The organism is Polaromonas sp. (genome assembly GCF_016185115.1).
In the GTDB taxonomy this organism is placed as follows: domain Bacteria; phylum Pseudomonadota; class Gammaproteobacteria; order Burkholderiales; family Burkholderiaceae_C; genus Polaromonas.
The window spans coordinates 60977-80839 of sequence record NZ_JACPOF010000029.1; the positions used below are offsets into that span (position 1 = coordinate 60977).

Genomic DNA, 19863 nt, shown 5'->3' on the forward strand with positions numbered 1-19863 from the left:
CGGAGGCATCAGCCCATGTGCAGGCCGCCGTTGAGCGAGAAGTCCGCACCGGTGGCGTAACCGCCTTCTTCCGACGCAATCCACGAAATGATGGATGCGATTTCTTCGGGCTTGCCAAGGCGTTTGGCTGGCACGCCGGCAACGATTTTCTCGAGTACGTCGGGGCGGATGGCCTTGACCATATCGGTGCCGATGTAACCCGGGCTCACGGTATTGACCGTCACGCCCTTGGCTGCCACTTCCTGTGCCAGAGCCATGGTAAAGCCATGCAGGCCGGCCTTGGCGGTGGAGTAGTTGACCTGGCCGAACTGGCCCTTCTGGCCGTTGACGGACGAAATATTGATGATGCGCCCGTAACCGCCTTCAATCATGCCTTCGATGACCTGCTTGGTCACGTTGAACATGCTGTTGAGGTTGGTGGAGATCACCGCATCCCAGTCGGCCTTGCTCATCTTGCGGAACTGGCCGTCACGCGTGATGCCGGCGTTGTTGACCAGCACGCTGACCGGGCCGTGTTCGGCCTTGACCTTGTCGAAAGCCGCGACGGTGGAATCCCAGTCACCGACATTACCGACTGACGCATGGAAGGTGTAGCCCAGTGCTTTCTGCTCGTCAATCCATTTGGTGAAGTCGCGCGTGGGGCCGCAACCTGCCACTACGGTAAAACCGTCCTTGGCCAGTCGCTGGCAAATGGCGGTACCAATACCGCCCATGCCGCCGGTGACGTAAGCTACTTTTTTTGACATGTATGTGCTCCTTGCTGTGCTTATGTCGATGCGAATTTCAATTCTTGCAATGCTATGTTTTTAATAGCCTGCAAGCATTGTTGTACCCGATATTCAGCGTTCGATAGTCAGGGCAACCCCCATACCGCCACCGATACACAGGCTGGCAATGCCTTTTTTCGCATCACGCCTTGCCATCTCGTGCAACAGCGTGACCAGGATGCGGCAGCCCGATGCACCAATCGGGTGACCAATCGCAATCGCGCCGCCATTGACGTTGACCTTGCTGGTGTCCCAACCCATCTGCTGATTGACGGCGCAGGCCTGCGCGGCAAAGGCTTCGTTGATTTCGAGCAGGTCAAGATCCTGCGCTTTCCAGCCTGCGCGCTGCAGCGCCTTGGTCGATGCGGGAACCGGGCCCATGCCCATGTAGGCCGGGTCAAGTCCGGTTGTGGCGTAGCTGGCGATGCGGCCCATGGGTTTGAGGCCCAGCTCGGCCGCTTTTTTGGCCGTCATGACCATCACGGCGGCTGCGCCGTCATTGATACCGGACGCATTGCCCGCCGTCACGCCACCAGCCTTGTCGAACGCAGGGCGCAAACCGGCCAGGCCTTCTGCCGTGCTCTTGCGGTTAATGAATTCATCAGCTGCAAACACGATGGGATCACCCTTTTTCTGGGCAATTGAAAACGGCACGATTTCGTCCTTGAACTTGCCGGCATCCTGTGCGGCGGCCGCCTTGGTCTGGCTGGCCAGCGCAAGGGCATCCTGCATTTCGCGGTTGATGTCGTACTTTTTGGCAACGTTTTCTGCCGTGATGCCCATGTGGTACTGGTTGTAGACGTCCCACAGGCCGTCAACAATCATGGAGTCGATCATCTTCCAGTCGCCCATGCGCTGGCCTTCACGCGAACCGTTCAGCACGTGGGGCGCCAGGCTCATGTTTTCCTGGCCGCCGGCAATCACGATCTCGCTGTCGCCAGTGGCCACGGCCTGTGCAGCCAGCATGACAGACTTGAGACCGGAGCCGCAAACTGCATTGATGGTGAGGCCGGGGATGCCGTTGGGGAAACCCGCCTTGATAACGGTCTGGCGTGCCGGGTTCTGGCCGACGCCTGCAGCCAGCACCTGGCCCATGATGACTTCACCGATCAGGTCGGCAGAGATGCCGGAGCGCTCCAGCACGGCACGTGCAACCGCAGCACCCAGTTCGGTAGCGGGTGTTTTGGCCAGCGAACCACCAAATTTGCCAACCGCGGTGCGGGCGGCTGAAACGATAACGATGTCTTCCATGATGTCTTTCCCTTTGATTAAATCTGTTGTGAAATTTTGCGAGGACCGCCCCGGTCAGGCCTTTGCCTTGACATAGCGACCGGGCGCAGGCTCCAGGGCCTGGTATTTTTTATTGCCGTATGTTTTGGGCGCAGCCACCTGCTTGCCCGAGTGGCCCTTGAGCCAGTTCGACCAGTCTGTCCACCAGCTGCCAGGGTGCTCCGTGGCGGTCTTGAGCCATTCGGCCTGTGCTGCCGGAAACTTGTTCACAGGCAGCTTGTCGTTGGTCCAGTAGCTGCGTTTTTTCTTGGCGGGCGGATTGATGACGCCGGCAATGTGGCCGGATGCGCCCATCACAAACCGCTTTTTGCCCGGCAGGTGCTGGGTAGAGGCGTAGGCGCCGCCAATCGGCACGATGTGGTCTTCGCGCGAGCCGTACACATAGACGGGGATGTCCACCTTGCCCAGATCAACCTTCTGGCCGCAGACAACAGTCTTGCCGGGCTTGACAAGGTTGTTTTCAAAATAGGTGTTGCGCAGGTACCAGGCGTAAAAAGGTCCTGGCAGGTTGGTGGAGTCGCTGTTCCAGTAAAGCAGGTCAAACGGCGGCGGCGTTTCACCCTTGAGGTAGTTGCCGACGACGTAGTTCCAGACCAGGTCGTTTGGCCGCAGGAAACTGAAGGTGGAAGCCAGGTCCTGGCCCTTGAGCAGCCCGCCCTTGCCCATTTCCGACTCACGCTGGGTGACGGTGCTCTCGTCGATGAAGATATCAAGGATGCCGGTGTCGGTGAAGTCCAGGAAAGACGTCAGCAGGGTTGCACTGGCAGCCGGTTTTTGCCCTTTGGCGGCCAGCACGGCCAGCGCGGTGGCCAGTATGGTGCCACCCACGCAAAAGCCCAAGGTGTTGATGGTCTTTGCGCCAGAGATTTCCTGCACCACTGAAATGGCCTTCATGGCCGCATGCTCGATGTAGTCGTCCCATGTTTTGCCCGTCATCGATGCATCCGGGTTGCGCCAGCTCACGACAAACGTACGGTGGCCCTGGCTGACCGCGTAACGAATCAGGGAATTCTCGGGCTGCAAATCAAGGATGTAAAACTTGTTGATGCACGGCGGCACCAGCAGGAAAGGCTTTTCATAAACCTTTGCCGTCAGCGGCTTGTATTCAAGCAACTGGAAGAACTCGTTTTCAAAAACCACCGCGCCCTCAGTAGTGGCCACATTTTTGCCCACTTCAAAGACGCTCTCATCGGTCATGGACACATGGCCCTGCCTGATGTCATGCAGCAGGTTGGCAATGCCCCTGGCAATGCTCTCGCCCTGGGTTTCAATGGCCTTCTTTTGCGCTTCGGCATTGAGCGTCAAAAAGTTGCTCGGTGCAGAAGCGGCCATCCATTGCTCGACCGCAAAACGCACACGGGCTTTGGTCTTTTCATCGCCCTGCACCGCTTCGGCCAGACTCATCAGGGTGCGGGCGTTAAGCAGGTAGGTTGCGGCAGAGAATCTGGAGACCGGATTTTCATTCCAGGCCTCGGCGGAAAAACGGCGGTCAGACGCCAGCGGTGCGACACTGCCAGCCTGCACACTCTGGTTCCAGAGGATGGAGGCTTCTTCAAGATAGGTTTGCTGGATCTTCTGCAGTTGCGCCGGGTCAAAAGTGACCTGCGGCTGCTGGAGTGATTTGAAGGCCGACAAATCCATTTGCGGAAAGCCTGCGGGAGCGCCCGCCGCAGCAAAGGGATTGGCACTGCCGAAAGAGCCCATGGCCTGCTGCAAGCCCGCGGTAAAGGTCTCTTGCATCTTTTGGGCAGCCTGGGCCCAGTTTGCGTCAGAATTCATCATGTCTCCCGGAATCTTGGATCATCAGACCCCTAGCAATATGCACACCACTTCGTTTACTGATTCTAAAGTCCGCACGGGTGATTTATGTATTTAGTTGTCATTGCGTGGCTGTACGTAGTCCTCATGATGAGTGTGGCCGAAGCCACCAACACCACCGGCACTCTCCTGGGCGCCATCATCACCTTTTTTCTGTATGGTTTGGGGCCTGTAGCCTTGGTGGTTTATCTCATGGGCGCGCCGGCGCGCAGCAAGGCCATCAAGAAACGCAATGCCGAAGAACGGGCAAGAGAAATGGCAGGCGAGATACCGGCGCCAGAAGCCCGGCCAGACATGCCGGCTGACAAGTCCTGAGGCTACCGCTTCCGGGTTTTGGCACTGGTTTTGGCGCTTTCGCCGTAATACTGCATGCATAAGTCCCGCGCCAGTTGCACCAGCGAACGGCTGAGCCGCGTCGCAGGCCTGGCTTTTGGCACCGCAATGCACAACCTGTTGCGTATGACAGGCGCGTAAATGGCGGCCATGTGCGGCGGCGTATCGTGTGTCCACTCCCGCACGGCGCTGGCGGGCAACACGGTGGCTGCCACCCCCCTGGCCACCAGTGACAGCACCGTCTTGATGGAGTCGACTTCTGCGACCACCTTCAGCAAATGGCCGCGCGGGGCCGCCTCACTTTCGAGCAGTTGACGCAGCGAGTTGGGTTTACTCGGCAACACGAGCGGCAAGGCTGCCACATCGGCCAGCCGTATGCGCGCGGGCAGCGGTGTCGAGGCCATCAATACCAGCGATTCGCGCGCCACGGTTTCAATATTGAGCAGCGGCGATGCCGGCGGGTCAAACAGCACGGCCACATCAAGCCGTCCTGCCACCAGCCATTCACGCAGGCGAATGCTCAGCCCCTCTTCCACGCTGATTGCGGCATCAGGGAATTCGGCGCGAAAACGCTCCACAAGATCGGCCGTCAGGGCGTGCGCCACACGTGGCGGCAGGCCTATGGTGATACGTCCACTGGGTGTGAGCTGCCTCTCACGCATGTCGGCCCGTGCGCGTTCTGCCAGTTCAAAAATGCCGCGCGCATGCACCAGCAGCGCCAGACCCGCCTCGGTTGGCTCCACGCCCCTGCCGGTGCGGTTGAGCAGTCGCTGGCCGGTTTCCTGTTCGAGGGCCGCTACCTGCTGGCTCAAGGCCGGTTGCGACATCACCAGCGTGGCGGCAGCCTTGCTGAAGCTGCCCGCCTCGGCGACCGCCACAAAATATTCAAGCCTGCGCAAATCGATGATGAACTCCTCAGGTTGATGGAAAGCATTTTATAAGTATTTCAAATATCTGATATTTGAGAATCATTTTCACAACACGCGCAAGCGCCGCCAGAATACGGACACACCATGAGCAACACCCTTCTCACTTACAACCCTGCACCATCAAAGCCGCAGTTCAGCCTGCCACCCGGTGCATGCGACAGCCATGTGCATGTTTTCGGCCCCGCCATACGCTTTCCGTTTGCACAGGGACGCAACTTCACCCCGGCTGATGCACCCAAAGAGAAATTGTTTGCACTGCACGAATACCTGGGCATCTCGCGCTGCGTGATCGTGCAGTCCGCCGTTCACGGCTTTGACAATTCAGCAACTGAAGACGCCATTTCGGCAGGCGGCGGCAATTACCTGGGAGTGGCGCTGGTTCCGCACGACGTGCCTGACGAAGAACTCCAGCGCCTGAAGTCGGCCGGCTTTCGCGGCGTGCGATTCAACTTCATGCCGCACTTGGGCGAAGGTGCCACGCCGCCGCAGGTCATTGCATTGACGCATCGCCTCAAGCCGCTTGGCATGCACCTGCAGGTTCACTTTGCGAGCAGCCTGATCCATGAACTCGCACCTATCCTGAAAACCTCGGCAGTGCCGGTGGTCATTGATCACATGGGCCGCGTCGATGCGACGCTGGGACCTGACCACGCCGACTTTCGCGCACTCTGTACCCTGATGGAAGACCCACTGTTTTACATCAAGGTCAGCGGTGCCGACCGCATTGATGCCACGCCACCCTACGATCTGGGGGCCGCCCTTGCCCGGCAACTGGTCCAAGCCTTCCCCGATCGCTGCTTCTGGGGCACCGACTGGCCGCACCCCAACCACACCCACATCCCTGACGACGGCGTGCTGGTAGACACCCTCCAGCGCATCGCCCACACCCCCGAATTGCTGCACAAGCTGCTGGTCAGCAACCCCCAAAACTTCTACAGGTTTGAAGCATGAGCAGGCGTCTCCAGGACAAGGTGGTACTGGTGACCGGGGCAGGCTCTGTTGGCCCGGGCTGGGGCAACGGGCGGGCCATCGCCGTGCGTTTCGCGGAGGAAGGCGCGAAGGTGTTTGCAGTGGACCGGGATGCCGATCGCATGCTTGAGACCATCAGGCTGGTGAAAGAAGCAGGGGGCGAGATCGAGACCGCCACCTGCGACGTGACGCAGTCCGCTTCCATCGCATCTGTTGTCGAAGCATGCGTCAAACGTTTTGGCCGAATCGACATCCTGGTCAACAACGTGGGCGGCTCTGCAGCCGGCGGCCCGGTAGAAATGACAGAAGAGGTGTGGGACGCGCAGATCGACCACAACCTCAAAAGTGTGTTTTTGACCTGCAAGCACGTGCTGCCATTGATGGAAAGCCAGGGTTCTGGCGCCATCGTCAACATCTCGTCAACCTCGGGCGTGCGCTGGACCGGGTCCGCACAGGTTGCCTATGCATCGACCAAGGCCGGCGTCATCCAGTTCTCGCGCGTCACTGCGGTGCAGTACGCCAAGGCAGGCATACGCATCAATACCGTGGTACCGGGCCAGCTCTACACACCCATGGTAGATGTACGCCTTGCCAAACAGCGCACAGGCGGCGACGTCACTGCGCTCCTGCAGCAGCGCCAGTCACGCATTCCCCTGCCCTTCATGGGCGACGGGCGCGACACCGCCAATGCTGCCCTTTTTCTTGCTTCAGATGAAGCCCGGTTCATCACCGGTACCGAGCTTGTCGTCGATGGCGGCATGTCGGTCAGATGCGACTGATTTAAACAGAGTAAAAACCCAAGGAGACACCATGACCATACGAAAAAATACCACCCGCAGAAATGCACTTACCTTCATCGCAGCGGCCGCAATGGCGCTATCGGCGGGCTTCACCCTGCCAGCTTTTGCCCAGCAAAAAGTTACCCGCCTTGTTGTGGCATTCCCGCCCGGCGGCCCGGTGGACTTCGTTGCCCGTACCATCAGCGAACAACTGGGCAAGGAACTGAACACCCAGGTCATCGTTGAAAACAAGGCTGGCGCGAACGGTGCCATCGCCGCCGAATACGTGTCGCGTGCGACACCGGATGGCAGCACCTTGTGGCTCACAAGCGTGGGCGCGGTAGCCATCAACCCGCCTCTCTATGAAAAGCTGCCCTACGACCCGGTCAGGGACCTGACCCCCATCTCGCTGGTGGTGAACAACGTTGAGCTGCTGGTCGTGCACCCGACCAACCCTGCCAGCAACGGTGCAGAGTTTGTGGCCAATGCCAAGAAGCGCAAGGAAGGCATCACCATGGCATCTTCAGGCACAGGCAGCGTGCCGCACCTGGCGATGGAACTGCTGGCGGATGTCAGCAAGGCCAAACTGGTCCACGTCCCCTACAAGGGTGCTGCGCCGGCCATTACCGATGTCATGGCCGGCCACGTGGACGGCTTTTTTGGCGACATCCCGGGCCTGGTGGGGTTCATCAAATCCGGCAAGCTCAAGCCCATTGGTATTGCATCGCCCAAACGCCATCCGCTGCTGCCCGACGTCAAGACCTTCAAGGAAATGGGCCTGCCCGGTGTGGATTCAGACAACTGGTATGCCCTCTTCTCATCCAAAGGCACGCCGACGGCTGAGCTGGCCCGGGTCAACCTGGCCGTTCAGCGCACCCTGGCAACCGAAAGTGTTCGCAGCAAGCTGATGGCATCGGGCGCCGAGCCTGCGGGCTCCACGCCGGACGCACTGGCCACATTGATGAAAAATGACACCGCCAAATGGGGCAAGGTCATTCGCGACAAAAAGATCAAGCCCGAATAAAACGACCCATGACCCTGACAAGAATCACACCCGTCGAACCGGGTAGCCGCCCGGAACTGGCGGCCATAGAAGCCGGCATCATGGCTGAGCGGGGCCGCGTCTCACTGCTTTACCAGGTGCTGCTCAACAGCCCGCCGCTGGCGCAGGGCTGGGAGCAGTTGCTGACCGCCGTGCGCAATCGCAGCAGTGTGCCGGCCGATCTACGCGAGATGGTCATCCTGCGGGTGGCCGTGCTCAACCGCGCGCCCTACGAATTTGAAGCGCATGTTCCGCATGCCCTCAAGGCAGGCATGACGCAGGACAGCATTGAGGCCCTGCGCAACTTGCAAGTGACGCAAGACGAAAAAACCTTTTCAGCGAAAGAGCGTGATGTGCTTGCCCTGACCGACACCATGACCCGCGACATTGAGGTAGCTGATGCTGTTTTCAACGCAGCGAAAGCGCATTTCAGTGATCAGCAGATGACAGACCTGGTGGCGACCATCGCCGCATACAACATGGTGTCACGCTTTCTGACTGCTTTCAAAATAGGTCACGGACATGAGCGTATCAAGCGTGGCCACTGATGCCCTGCTCGTGCAGGCCAACACGCCGGACACCTCAAGCCTGCCCATACTGATACAGCGCCTTGAAAAGGCCTTGCCCGGTACATCCGTCAGGATTCACGCAGCTTTTTCGCGGGTTCAAAAGCAGTTCTACGCTTATCTGTACCTCGACAAACGCCGAACCTGCACTGTTGATGAGGCTGCCTCCCTGCAGTCGTCGCTGCAAAAAGAATTTCCCCGGCTTCAAAACCTGCGCGTCTCAAGGCTGGAGCAGGTCTTTGCCACTGATGGCTCATCACAAGGTTCTGCACCTGCCTTTCATTACGCCGTCGAGATGGACCCGGAGTCCGGCTGGATGCCAGAGCTCTCGCAGTGGTACGACACGGAACACATGCCGGGCCTGGCCAAAGTGCCGGGCTGCATACGCGCCAGCCGCTTCCTGAACCATGACCACGGTCCGCTGTCCCTGGCCTGCTATGACCTGGTGACTGAAGAAACACTGGGGTCCGAACCCTGGCTGGCTGTGCGGGGAACACCGTGGAGCGATCGCATGCGTCCGAAGTTTACGAACACGATCCGCACGATGTTCAGGAGTTGGCCTTTGCCTTAGCTGCGCTTGTGCCCAGCCAGGGCGACAGTTCAGCCCAGAACCATCAGGCCAATCTGCAAAAGAAGTATCAGCACCAGAGCCGAAAGGTCAACTCCGCCAATTGAGGGCACGATGCGGCGCAGAGGCGTCAGCAGCGGCTCGGTGAGGCGGCCCAGCAGCACATAGGCAGGCGAGCCGGGCTGAACCCAGGACAGGATGGCAAAACCTATGACGAGAATCATCATGGTCTGCAGCGCCACGCGCACCAGCATCTTCAGCGCAAACACGAGCAGGTTGAACAGCGCAGAAATACCCAGGTCAGGCGACCAGTGCGCCACACCCAGCAGCACACCGAAGAGCAGGCTCCAGAGCAGCCCGTAGGCCAGCGCAAGCACCGCAGCGGCAATCAGGCTGGCCCAGTCGATCCGGGCTTTGCCGAGACTCGCCGGCAGTACGCGCCTCAAGGGCTTGACCAGCCAGTCCGTGATGGCCAAGACAAAAATGCCGGGCTGCCCGCGCATGTTCACGCGCGTCCAGTTCATCCAGGCGCGCAGCAGGGACGCGCCTATCAGCAGGAAGAAAATCGTTTCAAGCAGGAAAGCGAGGATACGGATCAACATGGGTGTCAGCGTTCAATAAACAAACACGATCATCGGCGCGGCTTTTTGCCCTGCTTTCGGCTGGCCTTGCCCGAAGCCTTTTTGACCGCGGCTTTCAGCGCCTGGATCGGCGAAGGCGGCGAATGACTGCTGCCTTTTGCGCTACGCCTGGACGAACCGGGTGCATTGCCTTCGCGTCCAGCACCGCGTGACTCCGAACGCGACTCAGAGCGCTTTGGCACGCCCTTGCCTTGCGACTTGCCTTCGCTTCGGGACGCACCACGCTCCCGGGCCGGCAGTTCCAACGCATGGCCACCGGTTTTGTCCTTCATCGCACGGCCCAGCAACTCCTCGCCCTCATTGATCAGGCGGAAATCGATCTTGCGGCCATCGAGGTCCACGCGGCTGACCTGCACCCGCACGCGCGTGCCGATGGCGTAGCGGATGCCGGTACGCTCGCCGCGCAGTTCCTGGCGTGCTTCGTCAAACCGGAAGTATTCGCCGCCAAGCTCGGTGATGTGCACCAGCCCCTCGACATACATGGCGTCCAGCGTGACAAATATGCCGAAGCCGGTGGCTGCCGTGACGACGCCGCCGAACTCCTCACCGAGATGCTCGCGCATGTACTTGCACTTGAGCCAGGCTTCCACATCGCGGCTGGCTTCGTCGGCGCGGCGCTCGTTCGCGCTGCAGTGCAGGCCCGCCGCTTGCCAGGCCAGTTCGTCAGCACTGATCTTTTTCGGCTTCTGATCCGGCTCTTTCACGCGCGACGCCAGACGTTTGGACAACTTGGCTTCTGCCTCTCCCGGTGTCGGAAGAACCGGTAACTGGTACCTGGACTTGGTCAGCACGGCCTTTATGACGCGATGTACCAGCAAATCGGGGTAGCGCCGGATCGGGCTGGTGAAGTGAGTGTAGGCCTCATAGGCCAGACCGAAGTGGCCGCTGTTGATGGGCGTGTAAATGGCCTGCTGCATGGATCGCAGCAGCATGGAGTGAATCTGCATCGCGTCCGGCCTGTCCTTGGTGGCCATGGCAATCTGCTGGAACTCGCCCGGCTTGGGGTCATCCGTGATCGTCATGCCCAGGCCAAGCGCTTTCAGGTAGTTGCGCAGCATGTCTTTCTTCTCTGGCGTCGGACCTTCGTGCACCCGGAACAGGCCCACGTGCTTGCTGTCGGCAATAAAGTCGGCAGAGCAGACGTTGGCGGCCAGCATGGCTTCTTCAATGATGCGGTGCGCCACGTTGCGGGTGCGCGGCACGATTTTCTCGATGCGCCCCGCTTCGTCACAGACGATCTGGGTTTCTGTGGTTTCAAAGTCCACGGCACCACGCACGCCGCGCTGCTTGAGCAGCGCCTGATACACATCATGCAGGTCGAGCAGGTGCGGCACCAGCGCCTTGCGCTGCGCGGCTTCGGGGCCACGCGTGTTGGCGAGAATGGCCGCGACCTCGGTATACGTGAACCGGGCGTGACTGAACATCACGGCCGGGTAAAACTGATAGGCGTGAACTTCCCCTTTCGCATTGACCAGCATGTCGCAAACCATGCACAGGCGCTCGACATTCGGGTTCAGCGAGCACAGGCCGTTGGACAGCTTTTCGGGCAGCATGGGGATCACGCGGCGCGGAAAGTACACGCTGGTGGCACGGTCATAAGCATCTATGTCAATGGCGCTGCCGGTTTCAACATAGTGGCTGACATCGGCAATTGCCACGAGAAGGCGCCAGCCCTTGCCGCGGCCGACCTTGGCTGGTTCGCAGTACACGGCATCGTCAAAGTCGCGTGCGTCTTCACCATCTATGGTGACCAGCGCCACGTCGGTCAGGTCGATGCGGCCTTTTTTGTCCGCGGGGCGCACGGCATCCGGAAGGGTTCGGGCCAGCGCCAGGGCGCCATCGCTGAACTCATGCGGCACGCCGTATTTGCGCACGGCAATTTCAATCTCCATGCCGGGGTCGTCAATCTCTCCCAGCACTTCCTTGACGCGACCTACCGGCTGACCAAACAGGGCCGGCGGTTCGGTCAGTTGCACGACCACGACCTGGCCCGCCTTGGCAGTGCCGGTCGCGCCCTTGGGAATCAGCACGTCCTGTCCGTAGCGCTTGTCTTCAGGTGCGACCAGCCAGACGCCGCTTTCCTGCAGCAGGCGGCCAATGATGGGGTTGGGGGAGCGCTCGATGATTTCCGTGACGCGGCCTTCGGGCCGGTTTTTGCGGTCATGGCGCACGATACGGGCCTTGACCCGGTCCTTGTGCAGGACGGCGCGCATTTCGTTCGGGGGCAGGTAAATGTCCGCCTCGCCGTCGTCGCGCTGTACAAAGCCATGGCCATCACGGTGGCCGGAAACGGTGCCCTCGAATTCAGCGAGGAGGCCGGCAGATGTGCCGGCATTTTGATGAACTGTTTTGATAAAAAACTCTTTTTTCTTTAATGAAAACTGCATCAGTATGCAGTCGAAATATTTCAGGTCTCCGGCCGCGAAAAACCATCAGATAATGGTACACTGCTAGCTGTGCCCGGGTGGCGGAATTGGTAGACGCGCACGGTTCAGGTCCGTGTATCGCAAGATGTGGAGATTCGAGTTCTCTCCCGGGCACCAAAATTACCTGGAGTTCCAGCAACCAGACTGGAACTCAAAACTAAAAGCCACTGCAAAGTGGCTTTTTTGTTGCCTGTCGTTTTTGCGATCAGAAAGGCTGCGCCACCAGATCGTGGCCTTGAACGCCGACGATTCTTGCCTTGGTAAATTCGCCAACCTTGAGCGTCTTGCTGATTTTTTCGGGCGGCAGCAATCTGACCACGCCATCAATCTCGGGTGCATCGGCATAAGAACGGCCGATACCGCCCTTGCGGCCCAGGGCCGGCGCGGAATCAACCAGCACCTGCATGGTCGCCCCCAGGCGCTGCTGCAGTTTGCGGCTTGACACAGCCTCGGCCACTGCCATAAAGCGCGCCCTGCGCTCTTCACGCAACTCGATGGGCAGCATGCCGGGAATGTCATTGGCCGTTGCGCCTTCGACAGCGCTGTAGGCAAAACAACCGGCCCTGTCGATATGGGCTTCCTGCATGAAGTCCAGCAGGTGCTGGAATTCCTCTTCGGTTTCCCCCGGAAAGCCGGCGATAAACGTGCTGCGAATGACCAGCTCCGGGCAGATTTCGCGCCAGCGCGCAATGCGTTCCAGATTTCTCTCGCCACTGGCGGGCCGCTTCATGCGCTTGAGCACATCGGGATGGCTGTGCTGCAGGGGCACATCCAGGTAAGGAAGAACCTTGCCCGTAGCCATCAGCGGCAAAATTTCATCGACGCTGGGATACGGGTACACATAGTGCAACCGCACCCATGCGCCATAAGGCTCGGCAATTTCGCCAAGCGCCTGCACCAGTTCCAGCATGCGGGTCTTGACCGGTTTGCCGTCCCAGAAACCGGTGCGGTATTTGACGTCAACACCATACGCCGAGGTGTCTTGGCTGATGACCAGGAGTTCTTTCACGCCGCCTTCAAACAGCGCGCGCGCCTCATTCAGCACATCGCCAATCGGCCGCGACACCAGGTCGCCGCGCATGGACGGGATGATGCAGAACGTGCAGCGATGATTGCAGCCTTCGCTGATTTTCAGGTAGGCGTAATGTTTGGGCGTGAGCTTGATGCCGGCAATGCCAAACGAATTGGGCACCAGGTCAACGAAGGGGTCATGCGGCTTGGGCAGGTTCAGGTGCACCGCGTCCATGACCTCCTGCGTGGCATGCGGGCCCGTGACGGCCAGAACACTGGGGTGCATCTGCCTGACCATATTGCCACCGCCCTCGCCTCCCTTGGCGCCAAGACAACCCGTGACGATGACGCGGCCGTTGGCGGCCAGTGCTTCGCCAATGGTGTCCAGGCTTTCCTTGACCGCATCGTCGATAAACCCGCAAGTATTGACGATGACCAGGTCAGCGCCCTCAAAGGTTTTGGAGGTCTGGTAACCCTCTGCACTCAACTGCGTGAGGATCAGTTCGGAATCGGTCAGCGCCTTGGGGCAACCCAGGCTCACAAAACCCACGCGTGGCGCGGACTTGCTGGCAGTTTGTATCGGTGGGGAAAGGACGTCGCTCATGGCTCTATTGTCTCAGAGCCCCAAAAATCAGGGCTTGGTTCAGCGTTTCAACCCTAAAGCGGCCAGCATCTGCTCACTTTGCTTTTGCATCTGCTCCTGCATCTGCGTGAAAACAGTCTTGGACTGCTCGACATAAGTGCCCATCATGCCCTGCATCATGGGCGACTGGGCATTCATGAACTGCGCCCATTTTTCCGGGCTCAGGGTTTTGGATTGTTCGGCCATCTTGACCTGCAGGTCCATGAAACTCTGGACATTTTTCTCAAGGTAAGCGCCCATGAAACCCTGCATGGCATTGCCGTAAAAACGGATGATGTTGGCAAGCACAGGCTCGGTAAACATGGGCGCGCCGCCGGACTCTTCTTCAAGAATGATCTGCAACAGGATGGCGCGGGTCAGGTCTTCGTTGGTCTTGGCGTCACGCACCACAAAGTGCGCACTGTCCATGACCAGCTGGCGTACTTCGGTGAGCGTGATGTAGGTCGACGTTTCGGTGTCGTACAAACGGCGGTTCGGGTATTTTTTGATGACACGATTTTTAACGTCGGCTGCATCTTTGGTGCTGGACGGCGTGTCGACAGAATCTTCTGCAGGGGAATCCGTGGCAGGGGCTGCGCCTGCTTTGGCGCGGGTGGACTTGGCTTTTGGCACGGAGAACTCCTCTGGAATAACCGGCATGCAGGACACTGCACGCATTAACTGCTGCTCAAGACATTCTAGGAAGTAAGGATAGTCGCAATCCCCTTGGTTTACCCTGTGAGTTCAGTCCTGCACACAAAATGTGCAGGCTGAATCGGGGAAAACGATCTAGGGAAATTGGTAGGCGCGATTGGACTCGAACCAACGACCCCCACCATGTCAAGGTGGTGCTCTAACCAGCTGAGCTACGCGCCTGAAAGTCTGTTCGACAACTAGCATTATAGCATTGGATTGATCCTCTTTCGGGAAGGCAGCGACAAAGCTGGCCCGCACCCCGCTAAACCCCGGGGAATGTTGCCCTTGCGCTCCATCGCTCATCACGTCTATCTGCAGCAGATCCGCGTGGCAACAGGTGGGGCCACCGCACGCAGCAAAATATTCAGGTGGTGTAGTCGCCGCTGGCTTCTGGCTGAAAAAGGATGGCCGTAACCCTTGCAGAGCACGCATCCCCCTTTGGCGATTTCCAGCTTGCGACGGATCCCACGCGCAAGCCCAGCAGGCTGGCGCCGACCGGGGAGAGCACTGAAATAAAACCCGCCGCCGGTTCGGCATCGGCCGGATAACAAAGCACCAGCTTCTGGCGGACACCGGAGCCTGAATCCTCGATCTCCACTTGCGAGTACATGGACACCCGGTCAGCTTGAATATCCCGCGGCGCAACCAGCTCTGCAAGTTCAATGCGGTCGGAAATTTCAGGGGGCATATCGCCCCCGCCAAGTTTTTTCAGGCGGACGAAGTCCAGCTCGGTGATCGTTCGATCAGTGGTCGCCATTGAATACATGTGTCAATCTCCAACAGGGCGTGCCTCCGCACAGCGCGGCGCTCGCTATCGCGCAGGCTTTGGGCCCGGCGATAAATGGATTGCGCAAAAAAGAGGGGTGGGTATCGCCGGGCTCAGGAATGTGCTGCCGGCAGGCGCAGCAGCACATCGCAGGCGCGTCGCGCGGGACGCGACAGACCAGGCGGCGAGGCATGGAAGTGTGGTGAGCAAAGACTCATGCGAATGATTTTAGGGAAATATCCCGTTCGTACAAGCAAGCCCCTACAGGTCTTGCCAGATATGCCGTAACTATTCCCAAAAATGTAGCTGGCTTTAGCGTCGCCTTGCTGATCGCACACCCGGCACTTCAGCCACCACACCCAGAACCTGCTTGAGCCGACCGGACTGCGCAACCTCAACCGTAAACGTCATCCAGGCGGTGCCGCCGCGGTTATCTTTCACCGACTGCGTCTGCACGCCGATGACATTCATTTTTTCTTTGGCGAATACTTCTGAAATGTCGCGCAGCAAACCCTGGCGGTCTGACGCTTCAATCGATACATCGACGGGGTACACCGCGCCATCGGCAGACTTGGGCGCATTCCACTCCACCTCGATCACGCGATCGGGGCTGCCCGATGCCATGTTGCGAAAGTTGCTGCAGTCGCTGCGGTGAATGCTCACGCCCTTGCCTTTGGTGACAAAACCCAGGATCTCGTCAGGCGGCGCGGGCTTGCAGCACTTCGCAAGCTGGGTGAGCAGCGAGCCCATGCCGACCACCAGCACACCGCCGTTGCCCTTGGCGTTCTGGCTGGGTGCTCGTGCCTTCTTTGCAAGTACATAGTCGTCCTGCGTGAGCACGGGCTCCGGCGGCCTGAGCATGTTTTCAATCGTGCGAAGCGAAAGTTCATCCTTGCCGACGACCTCAAACAAATCGTCTGCCGCCTTGAAACCCAGCTGCACCGCCAGGTCGTCGAGCTTCATCGACGTTTTGCCCTCACGCTGCAGCAGTTTTTCAACGGCTTCACGGCCACGTGCGACGGTCTGCGCCATGTCCAGCGCGTTAAACCAGGCGCGCACTTTGGACTTGGCGCGGTGGCTGGTCAAAAACCCAAGCTCGGGATTCAGCCAGTCGCGCGAAGGCCCGCCATCCTTGATGGTGATGATCTCCACCGTCTGGCCATTTTGCAGCGGCGTGTTGAGCGGCACCATCGCGCCGTCAATACGCGCACCGCGGCAGCGGTGGCCGACGTTGGTGTGCACGCTGTAGGCGAAGTCCACAGCGGTTGCGCCCTGCGGCAATTCGACAATCGCGGCATCCGGTGTCAGCACATAGATGCGGTCTTCAAACAGGCCCTTGTTGGCCTCGCGTGCCTTCGCGGCGGCAGGCCCTGAAAGATCACGCTCCCAGGCCAGCAACTGCCGCAGCACCGCAATCTTGGCATCGTATTCACTGCTGGCCGACACACCCGCATAACCCTTGTTGCCCGCCTCTTTATAAGCCCAGTGCGCGGCCACGCCGTGCTCGGCATGGTCATGCATGGCCTGGGTGCGGATCTGGATTTCAATCGCCCTGCCCGCTTCATCGCGCACCACGGTGTGCAGCGACTGGTAACCGTTTGACTTGGGCTTGGCGATGTAGTCGTCGAACTCACCCAGCACCGGCGTGAAGCGCGAATGCACAAAGCCCAGCGCGGCATAACAGCCCTTGATGTCAGCGGCAATCACGCGCAATGCACGGATGTCAAATACCTGGTCAAAGTCAAGCGACTTGCCGCGCATCTTCTTGACAATGCTGTAGATATGTTTGGGCCGGCCATAGACCAGCGCGGCGATGCCGTCCTTGTTGAGTTCGCGCTCAAGCTGGCTGCGCAGTGACTCCATGAACTGCTCGCGCTCAAGCCGCTTTTCATCAAGCAGGCGTGCGGTGTTTTTATAGGTCTCAGGCTCAAGAAAACGGAAGGCCAGGTCTTCCATCTCCCATTTCAGTTGCCAGATACCCAGGCGGCTGGCCAGTGGCGCAAACACGTGCAGCGACTCATAGGCCAGCGCAGCCGGCGCGGCCTGCCGGGTGGCAGCGTAATGCCTCAGGGTCTGCAGGCGTGATGCCAGGCGCAGCAGCACCACACGCAGGTCGCGTGAGAAAGCCAGCAGCATCTTGCGCACGTTTTCGGTCTGCACGGCCTGCACTTCCGGCTCGTGGGTGCCGGGAACAGCCGCACGCGCCTGCCGCTGCACATTGACCAGCTTGGTTGTTTCAACGGCCAGCGCTGCATAGTTCGCGCCAAAAGCCTTGGTGATGGATTCCAGCGGCCTGGCCAGGTGCTCGCACGAATGCACAAGGTAGATGGCTGCCTGCAGGGCCTCGGTACGGCCTATGGCCTTGAGGATGGCTGCAACAGCGTCGGCATGCGCGAGGATGTTTTCGCCGGTATCAAAGTGTTCGCCGGCAATCAGCGGTTCGGCAAAGGCGCGTGCCCGGGCCAGGGCATCGGGCTGGTCTGGCACTGCACCGGCCGTGGCAATGGCGATGGATGTCGGTACGTCGTCGGGATGTACAAAATCTTTGGGGCCGCCTGGCCCCTGCGCGTTGCTTTTCATGAAAACCTGAGTGAGATATGAGCGCCTGTGTTCACGGTTCAGCTAAATAAAAAGCCCTTGACTGCCGCGACCTGGTCATCGGCAATCAGCGTGGGCGCGTGGCCCACGCCCGGGAACTCCACCAGCCTGGCATGCGGACCGCGTTCTGTCATGGCCTTCGCCGTATCCGGGTTCAGCAGATCCGAATTGGCACCGCGTATCAGCAGGGTTTGCGCCTTGATGTTGTCGTAAAGCTGCCAGAGCGCGGCTGCACCCTGCTGCGTCGCCTCTTCGGTTGCCTGCCTGAAGGGTATGGCCATGGCCGGGTCGTAATGCAGACGGTATTTGCTGCCCGGCGCATCCGACACCGGCTTGACCATATGCTGCGACAGCGCCAGCCACTGCTCAGGGGTGTGCGGTCCGAAGCCGGTAGACACTGCCCACATCGCATCTGCCGCCGCCTGGACAGATTCAAACTCGCCCGCCAGGCCCAGGTACTGGCCTATGCGCACCAGCGCCTGCCACTGGATGGCCGGGCCCACATCGTTCAGGACCAGCTTGCGCACTGGTACCGGCAAAGGCAGCCCCGGCTGGCCGCAAAGAATGATGCCGATCAGCCCGCCCATGCTGGTGCCTACCCAGTCCAGCGTGGTGATGGGTGCCTGGCCGTGCACCTGGCCCAACATGGCCAGCATGTCGGCGGCATAGGCGGGCACCTGGTAGCCCATAGGGTCTTTCAGCCAGTCGCTGGCGCCACGGCCTGCCACGTCAGGGCAGATGATGCGGACACCGCCTTCGCGCTTTTCACCCTGGTCGCAGAGCGACTGCGCCAGCACGTCGAAATCCCGGCCCTGGCGCGACAGCCCGTGCGCGCAGACGATCACGTGGCCAGCATCGGGCTGCCCCCACTGCCAGTAAGCCATGCGGTGGCCGCCATTGGCATCAGGGCAATTGACGTAGTTCAGGCTGGGTTGGGTCATGGTCGGCTTGTCAGGAGTCGAAGGCTGATAATCAGATTGAAAATTCATCGGAGTGGCAGGTTTTATGCTTGCCCTTTCCTCAGGCCAACCATCGTAAATCATCCGGAGAAACATCCATGCTCAAAGGTAAGACAGCCCTCGTCACAGGTTCCACCAGCGGTATCGGCCTGGGCATCGCCAAGGCGCTGGCCGCGCAGGGCGCCAACATCGTCATGAACGGGTTTGGCGATGTCGAGGCGCCCAAAGCCGAAATCATCGCTGCCGGCGGATCAGGCATCAAGGTCGGCTATCACGGCGCAGACATGAGCAAGCCCGCGCAAATTGAAGAAATGATGAAATACGCCGCGAGCGAGTTCGGGCGCGTCGACATCCTGGTCAACAACGCCGGCATTCAGCATGTCGCCAATGTCGAGGACTTCCCGGTCGAGAAGTGGGATGCCATCATCGCCATCAACCTCAGCAGCGCCTTCCATACCACCCGCCTGGCCATGCCCGCGATGAAAGCCGCCAACTGGGGTCGCATCATCAACGTCGCGTCAGCCCACGGGCTGGTCGCCTCGGCACAAAAGTCGGCCTACGTCACGTCCAAACACGGCATCGTCGGTTTCACCAAGTCTGTGGCACTAGAGACCGCGACCACCGGCGTCACCTCCAACGCCATCTGCCCCGGCTGGGTGCTGACCCCGCTGGTGCAAAAGCAGATCGACGACCGCGCCGCCCGCGAAGGCATCACGGTGGAGCAGGCCAACAAGGAACTGCTGGGCGAGAAAGAGCCCTCACTGCAGTTCACCACCCCTGACGAACTCGGCGCCCTGGCGGTCTTTTTCTGCTCGCCCGCCGGCAACAACGTACGCGGTGTGGCCTGGAACATGGATGGCGGCTGGGTCGCGCAGTAAATTTCACGCAATTTGTGCTATTAAATTAATAGCTGCTCACGTGCGTATTTAAAGGGCTAGAGGCGTAAAACATCCTAAAAAAAGGTCGCAAAACCGGGTTTTGCGGCCTTTTTGCCGATTCAGCCAGCTCTGGAATGGTTGCCAGACAATTAATGCGTCATGTATAAATCATTAAGCACTTAAGGCATCTTTTATGACACCTTAT

The 19863-nt window shown here is 59.6% G+C and carries 18 protein-coding genes and 2 tRNA genes; 8 read left to right on the forward strand and 12 right to left on the reverse strand.

Annotated features, from left to right (window positions below; all coding sequences use genetic code 11):
- Positions 1-8: 8 nt before the first annotated feature.
- From phbB to phaC, 3 genes are all read right to left on the reverse strand, one after another.
- Positions 9-746, reverse strand: a complete 738-nt coding sequence (phbB, locus tag HYX42_RS19130; protein ID WP_293406119.1) for an acetoacetyl-CoA reductase — start codon at positions 744-746, stop codon at positions 9-11.
- A 93-nt stretch (positions 747-839) separates the two neighbouring features.
- Positions 840-2018, reverse strand: coding sequence for an acetyl-CoA C-acetyltransferase (locus tag HYX42_RS19135; protein WP_293406121.1), 1179 nt, complete (start codon positions 2016-2018; stop codon positions 840-842).
- Positions 2019-2072: 54 nt separating this feature from the next.
- Positions 2073-3836: a class I poly(R)-hydroxyalkanoic acid synthase gene (phaC, locus tag HYX42_RS19140; protein ID WP_293406123.1), complete on the reverse strand. Its 1764-nt coding sequence runs from the start codon at positions 3834-3836 to the stop codon at positions 2073-2075.
- 87 nt (positions 3837-3923) lie between these two features.
- On the opposite strand from phaC, the gene HYX42_RS19145 reads away from it, so the two are divergent.
- Positions 3924-4190, forward strand: a complete 267-nt coding sequence (locus HYX42_RS19145) for a hypothetical protein (RefSeq protein WP_293406125.1) — start codon at positions 3924-3926, stop codon at positions 4188-4190.
- A 2-nt stretch (positions 4191-4192) separates the two neighbouring features.
- Here HYX42_RS19145 and HYX42_RS19150 read toward each other — a convergent pair whose 3' ends face one another.
- Positions 4193-5113, reverse strand: a complete 921-nt coding sequence (locus tag HYX42_RS19150) for a LysR substrate-binding domain-containing protein (protein ID WP_293406803.1) — start codon at positions 5111-5113, stop codon at positions 4193-4195.
- A gap of 108 nt (positions 5114-5221) precedes the next feature.
- On the opposite strand from HYX42_RS19150, the gene HYX42_RS19155 reads away from it, so the two are divergent.
- Genes HYX42_RS19155 through HYX42_RS19175 form a run of 5 tightly spaced genes read left to right on the forward strand, consistent with a single transcriptional unit; the run spans position 5222 to position 9064 of the window.
- Positions 5222-6088, forward strand: a complete 867-nt coding sequence (locus tag HYX42_RS19155; RefSeq protein WP_293406127.1) for an amidohydrolase family protein — start codon at positions 5222-5224, stop codon at positions 6086-6088.
- On the forward strand, positions 6085-6885 hold the full coding sequence (locus HYX42_RS19160; protein WP_293406129.1) for an SDR family oxidoreductase: 801 nt from the start codon (positions 6085-6087) through the stop codon (positions 6883-6885). The genes HYX42_RS19155 and HYX42_RS19160 overlap by 4 nt, the downstream gene beginning before the upstream one ends.
- Before the next feature lie 31 nt (positions 6886-6916).
- Positions 6917-7909 carry a tripartite tricarboxylate transporter substrate binding protein gene (locus HYX42_RS19165; protein WP_293406131.1) on the forward strand — a complete coding sequence of 331 codons (993 nt, stop codon included), beginning with the start codon at positions 6917-6919 and terminating at the stop codon, positions 7907-7909.
- 8 nt (positions 7910-7917) lie between these two features.
- Entirely contained in the window at positions 7918-8475 is a 558-nt protein-coding gene (locus HYX42_RS19170) for a carboxymuconolactone decarboxylase family protein (protein ID WP_293406133.1), read from the forward strand.
- Entirely contained in the window at positions 8450-9064 is a 615-nt protein-coding gene (locus HYX42_RS19175; RefSeq protein WP_293406135.1) for a hypothetical protein, read from the forward strand. Before HYX42_RS19170 ends, HYX42_RS19175 begins: the two co-directional genes overlap by 26 nt.
- Before the next feature lie 29 nt (positions 9065-9093).
- Here HYX42_RS19175 and HYX42_RS19180 read toward each other — a convergent pair whose 3' ends face one another.
- A complete protein-coding gene (locus tag HYX42_RS19180; protein ID WP_293406137.1) occupies positions 9094-9663 on the reverse strand; it encodes a YggT family protein in 570 nt (189 codons plus the stop codon).
- Between the two features lie 29 nt (positions 9664-9692).
- Entirely contained in the window at positions 9693-12089 is a 2397-nt protein-coding gene (gene rnr, locus HYX42_RS19185; RefSeq protein WP_293406139.1) for a ribonuclease R, read from the reverse strand.
- Positions 12090-12160: 71 nt separating this feature from the next.
- Here rnr and HYX42_RS19190 point away from each other — a divergent pair.
- A tRNA-Leu gene (locus tag HYX42_RS19190) sits at positions 12161-12245 on the forward strand.
- 88 nt (positions 12246-12333) lie between these two features.
- Here the strand turns inward: HYX42_RS19190 and rimO are convergent.
- The 6 genes from rimO to HYX42_RS19220 form a co-directional block, all read right to left on the reverse strand.
- On the reverse strand, positions 12334-13743 hold the full coding sequence (rimO, locus tag HYX42_RS19195; RefSeq protein WP_293406141.1) for a 30S ribosomal protein S12 methylthiotransferase RimO: 1410 nt from the start codon (positions 13741-13743) through the stop codon (positions 12334-12336).
- A gap of 39 nt (positions 13744-13782) precedes the next feature.
- Positions 13783-14394: a polyhydroxyalkanoate synthesis repressor PhaR gene (gene phaR, locus HYX42_RS19200; protein ID WP_293406144.1), complete on the reverse strand. Its 612-nt coding sequence runs from the start codon at positions 14392-14394 to the stop codon at positions 13783-13785.
- A 166-nt stretch (positions 14395-14560) separates the two neighbouring features.
- Positions 14561-14637: transfer RNA gene (locus tag HYX42_RS19205), tRNA-Val, on the reverse strand.
- A 184-nt stretch (positions 14638-14821) separates the two neighbouring features.
- Complete coding sequence (locus tag HYX42_RS19210) at positions 14822-15223, reverse strand: GreA/GreB family elongation factor (RefSeq protein WP_293406146.1); 402 nt, start codon at positions 15221-15223, stop codon at positions 14822-14824.
- A gap of 312 nt (positions 15224-15535) precedes the next feature.
- A complete protein-coding gene (locus tag HYX42_RS19215) occupies positions 15536-17803 on the reverse strand; it encodes a bifunctional (p)ppGpp synthetase/guanosine-3',5'-bis(diphosphate) 3'-pyrophosphohydrolase (protein ID WP_293406148.1) in 2268 nt (755 codons plus the stop codon).
- Positions 17804-17841: 38 nt separating this feature from the next.
- A complete protein-coding gene (locus HYX42_RS19220) occupies positions 17842-18762 on the reverse strand; it encodes an alpha/beta hydrolase (protein ID WP_293406150.1) in 921 nt (306 codons plus the stop codon).
- Positions 18763-18878: 116 nt separating this feature from the next.
- Here HYX42_RS19220 and HYX42_RS19225 point away from each other — a divergent pair, with 116 nt between their 5' ends.
- Entirely contained in the window at positions 18879-19658 is a 780-nt protein-coding gene (locus tag HYX42_RS19225; RefSeq protein ID WP_293406152.1) for a 3-hydroxybutyrate dehydrogenase, read from the forward strand.
- Positions 19659-19863: the final 205 nt, after the last annotated feature.

What these genes read in the sequence shown, in the direction of transcription:
- phbB (WP_293406119.1), bottom strand. Translation starts at nt 746, where the DNA reads ATGTCAAAAAAAGTAGCTTACGTCACCGGCGGCATGGGCGGTATTGGT.
- HYX42_RS19170 (WP_293406133.1), top strand. Translation starts at nt 7,918, where the DNA reads ATGACCCTGACAAGAATCACACCCGTCGAACCGGGTAGCCGCCCGGAA.
- HYX42_RS19210 (WP_293406146.1), bottom strand. Translation starts at nt 15,223, where the DNA reads ATGTATTCAATGGCGACCACTGATCGAACGATCACCGAGCTGGACTTC.
- HYX42_RS19215 (WP_293406148.1), bottom strand. Translation starts at nt 17,803, where the DNA reads ATGAAAAGCAACGCGCAGGGGCCAGGCGGCCCCAAAGATTTTGTACAT.
- rimO (WP_293406141.1), bottom strand. Translation starts at nt 13,743, where the DNA reads ATGAGCGACGTCCTTTCCCCACCGATACAAACTGCCAGCAAGTCCGCG.
- HYX42_RS19165 (WP_293406131.1), top strand. Translation starts at nt 6,917, where the DNA reads ATGACCATACGAAAAAATACCACCCGCAGAAATGCACTTACCTTCATC.
- rnr (WP_293406139.1), bottom strand. Translation starts at nt 12,089, where the DNA reads ATGCAGTTTTCATTAAAGAAAAAAGAGTTTTTTATCAAAACAGTTCAT.
- HYX42_RS19220 (WP_293406150.1), bottom strand. Translation starts at nt 18,762, where the DNA reads ATGACCCAACCCAGCCTGAACTACGTCAATTGCCCTGATGCCAATGGC.
- HYX42_RS19155 (WP_293406127.1), top strand. Translation starts at nt 5,222, where the DNA reads ATGAGCAACACCCTTCTCACTTACAACCCTGCACCATCAAAGCCGCAG.
- HYX42_RS19175 (WP_293406135.1), top strand. Translation starts at nt 8,450, where the DNA reads ATGAGCGTATCAAGCGTGGCCACTGATGCCCTGCTCGTGCAGGCCAAC.
- HYX42_RS19180 (WP_293406137.1), bottom strand. Translation starts at nt 9,663, where the DNA reads ATGTTGATCCGTATCCTCGCTTTCCTGCTTGAAACGATTTTCTTCCTG.
- HYX42_RS19135 (WP_293406121.1), bottom strand. Translation starts at nt 2,018, where the DNA reads ATGGAAGACATCGTTATCGTTTCAGCCGCCCGCACCGCGGTTGGCAAA.
- HYX42_RS19225 (WP_293406152.1), top strand. Translation starts at nt 18,879, where the DNA reads ATGCTCAAAGGTAAGACAGCCCTCGTCACAGGTTCCACCAGCGGTATC.
- HYX42_RS19160 (WP_293406129.1), top strand. Translation starts at nt 6,085, where the DNA reads ATGAGCAGGCGTCTCCAGGACAAGGTGGTACTGGTGACCGGGGCAGGC.
- phaC (WP_293406123.1), bottom strand. Translation starts at nt 3,836, where the DNA reads ATGAATTCTGACGCAAACTGGGCCCAGGCTGCCCAAAAGATGCAAGAG.
- HYX42_RS19145 (WP_293406125.1), top strand. Translation starts at nt 3,924, where the DNA reads ATGTATTTAGTTGTCATTGCGTGGCTGTACGTAGTCCTCATGATGAGT.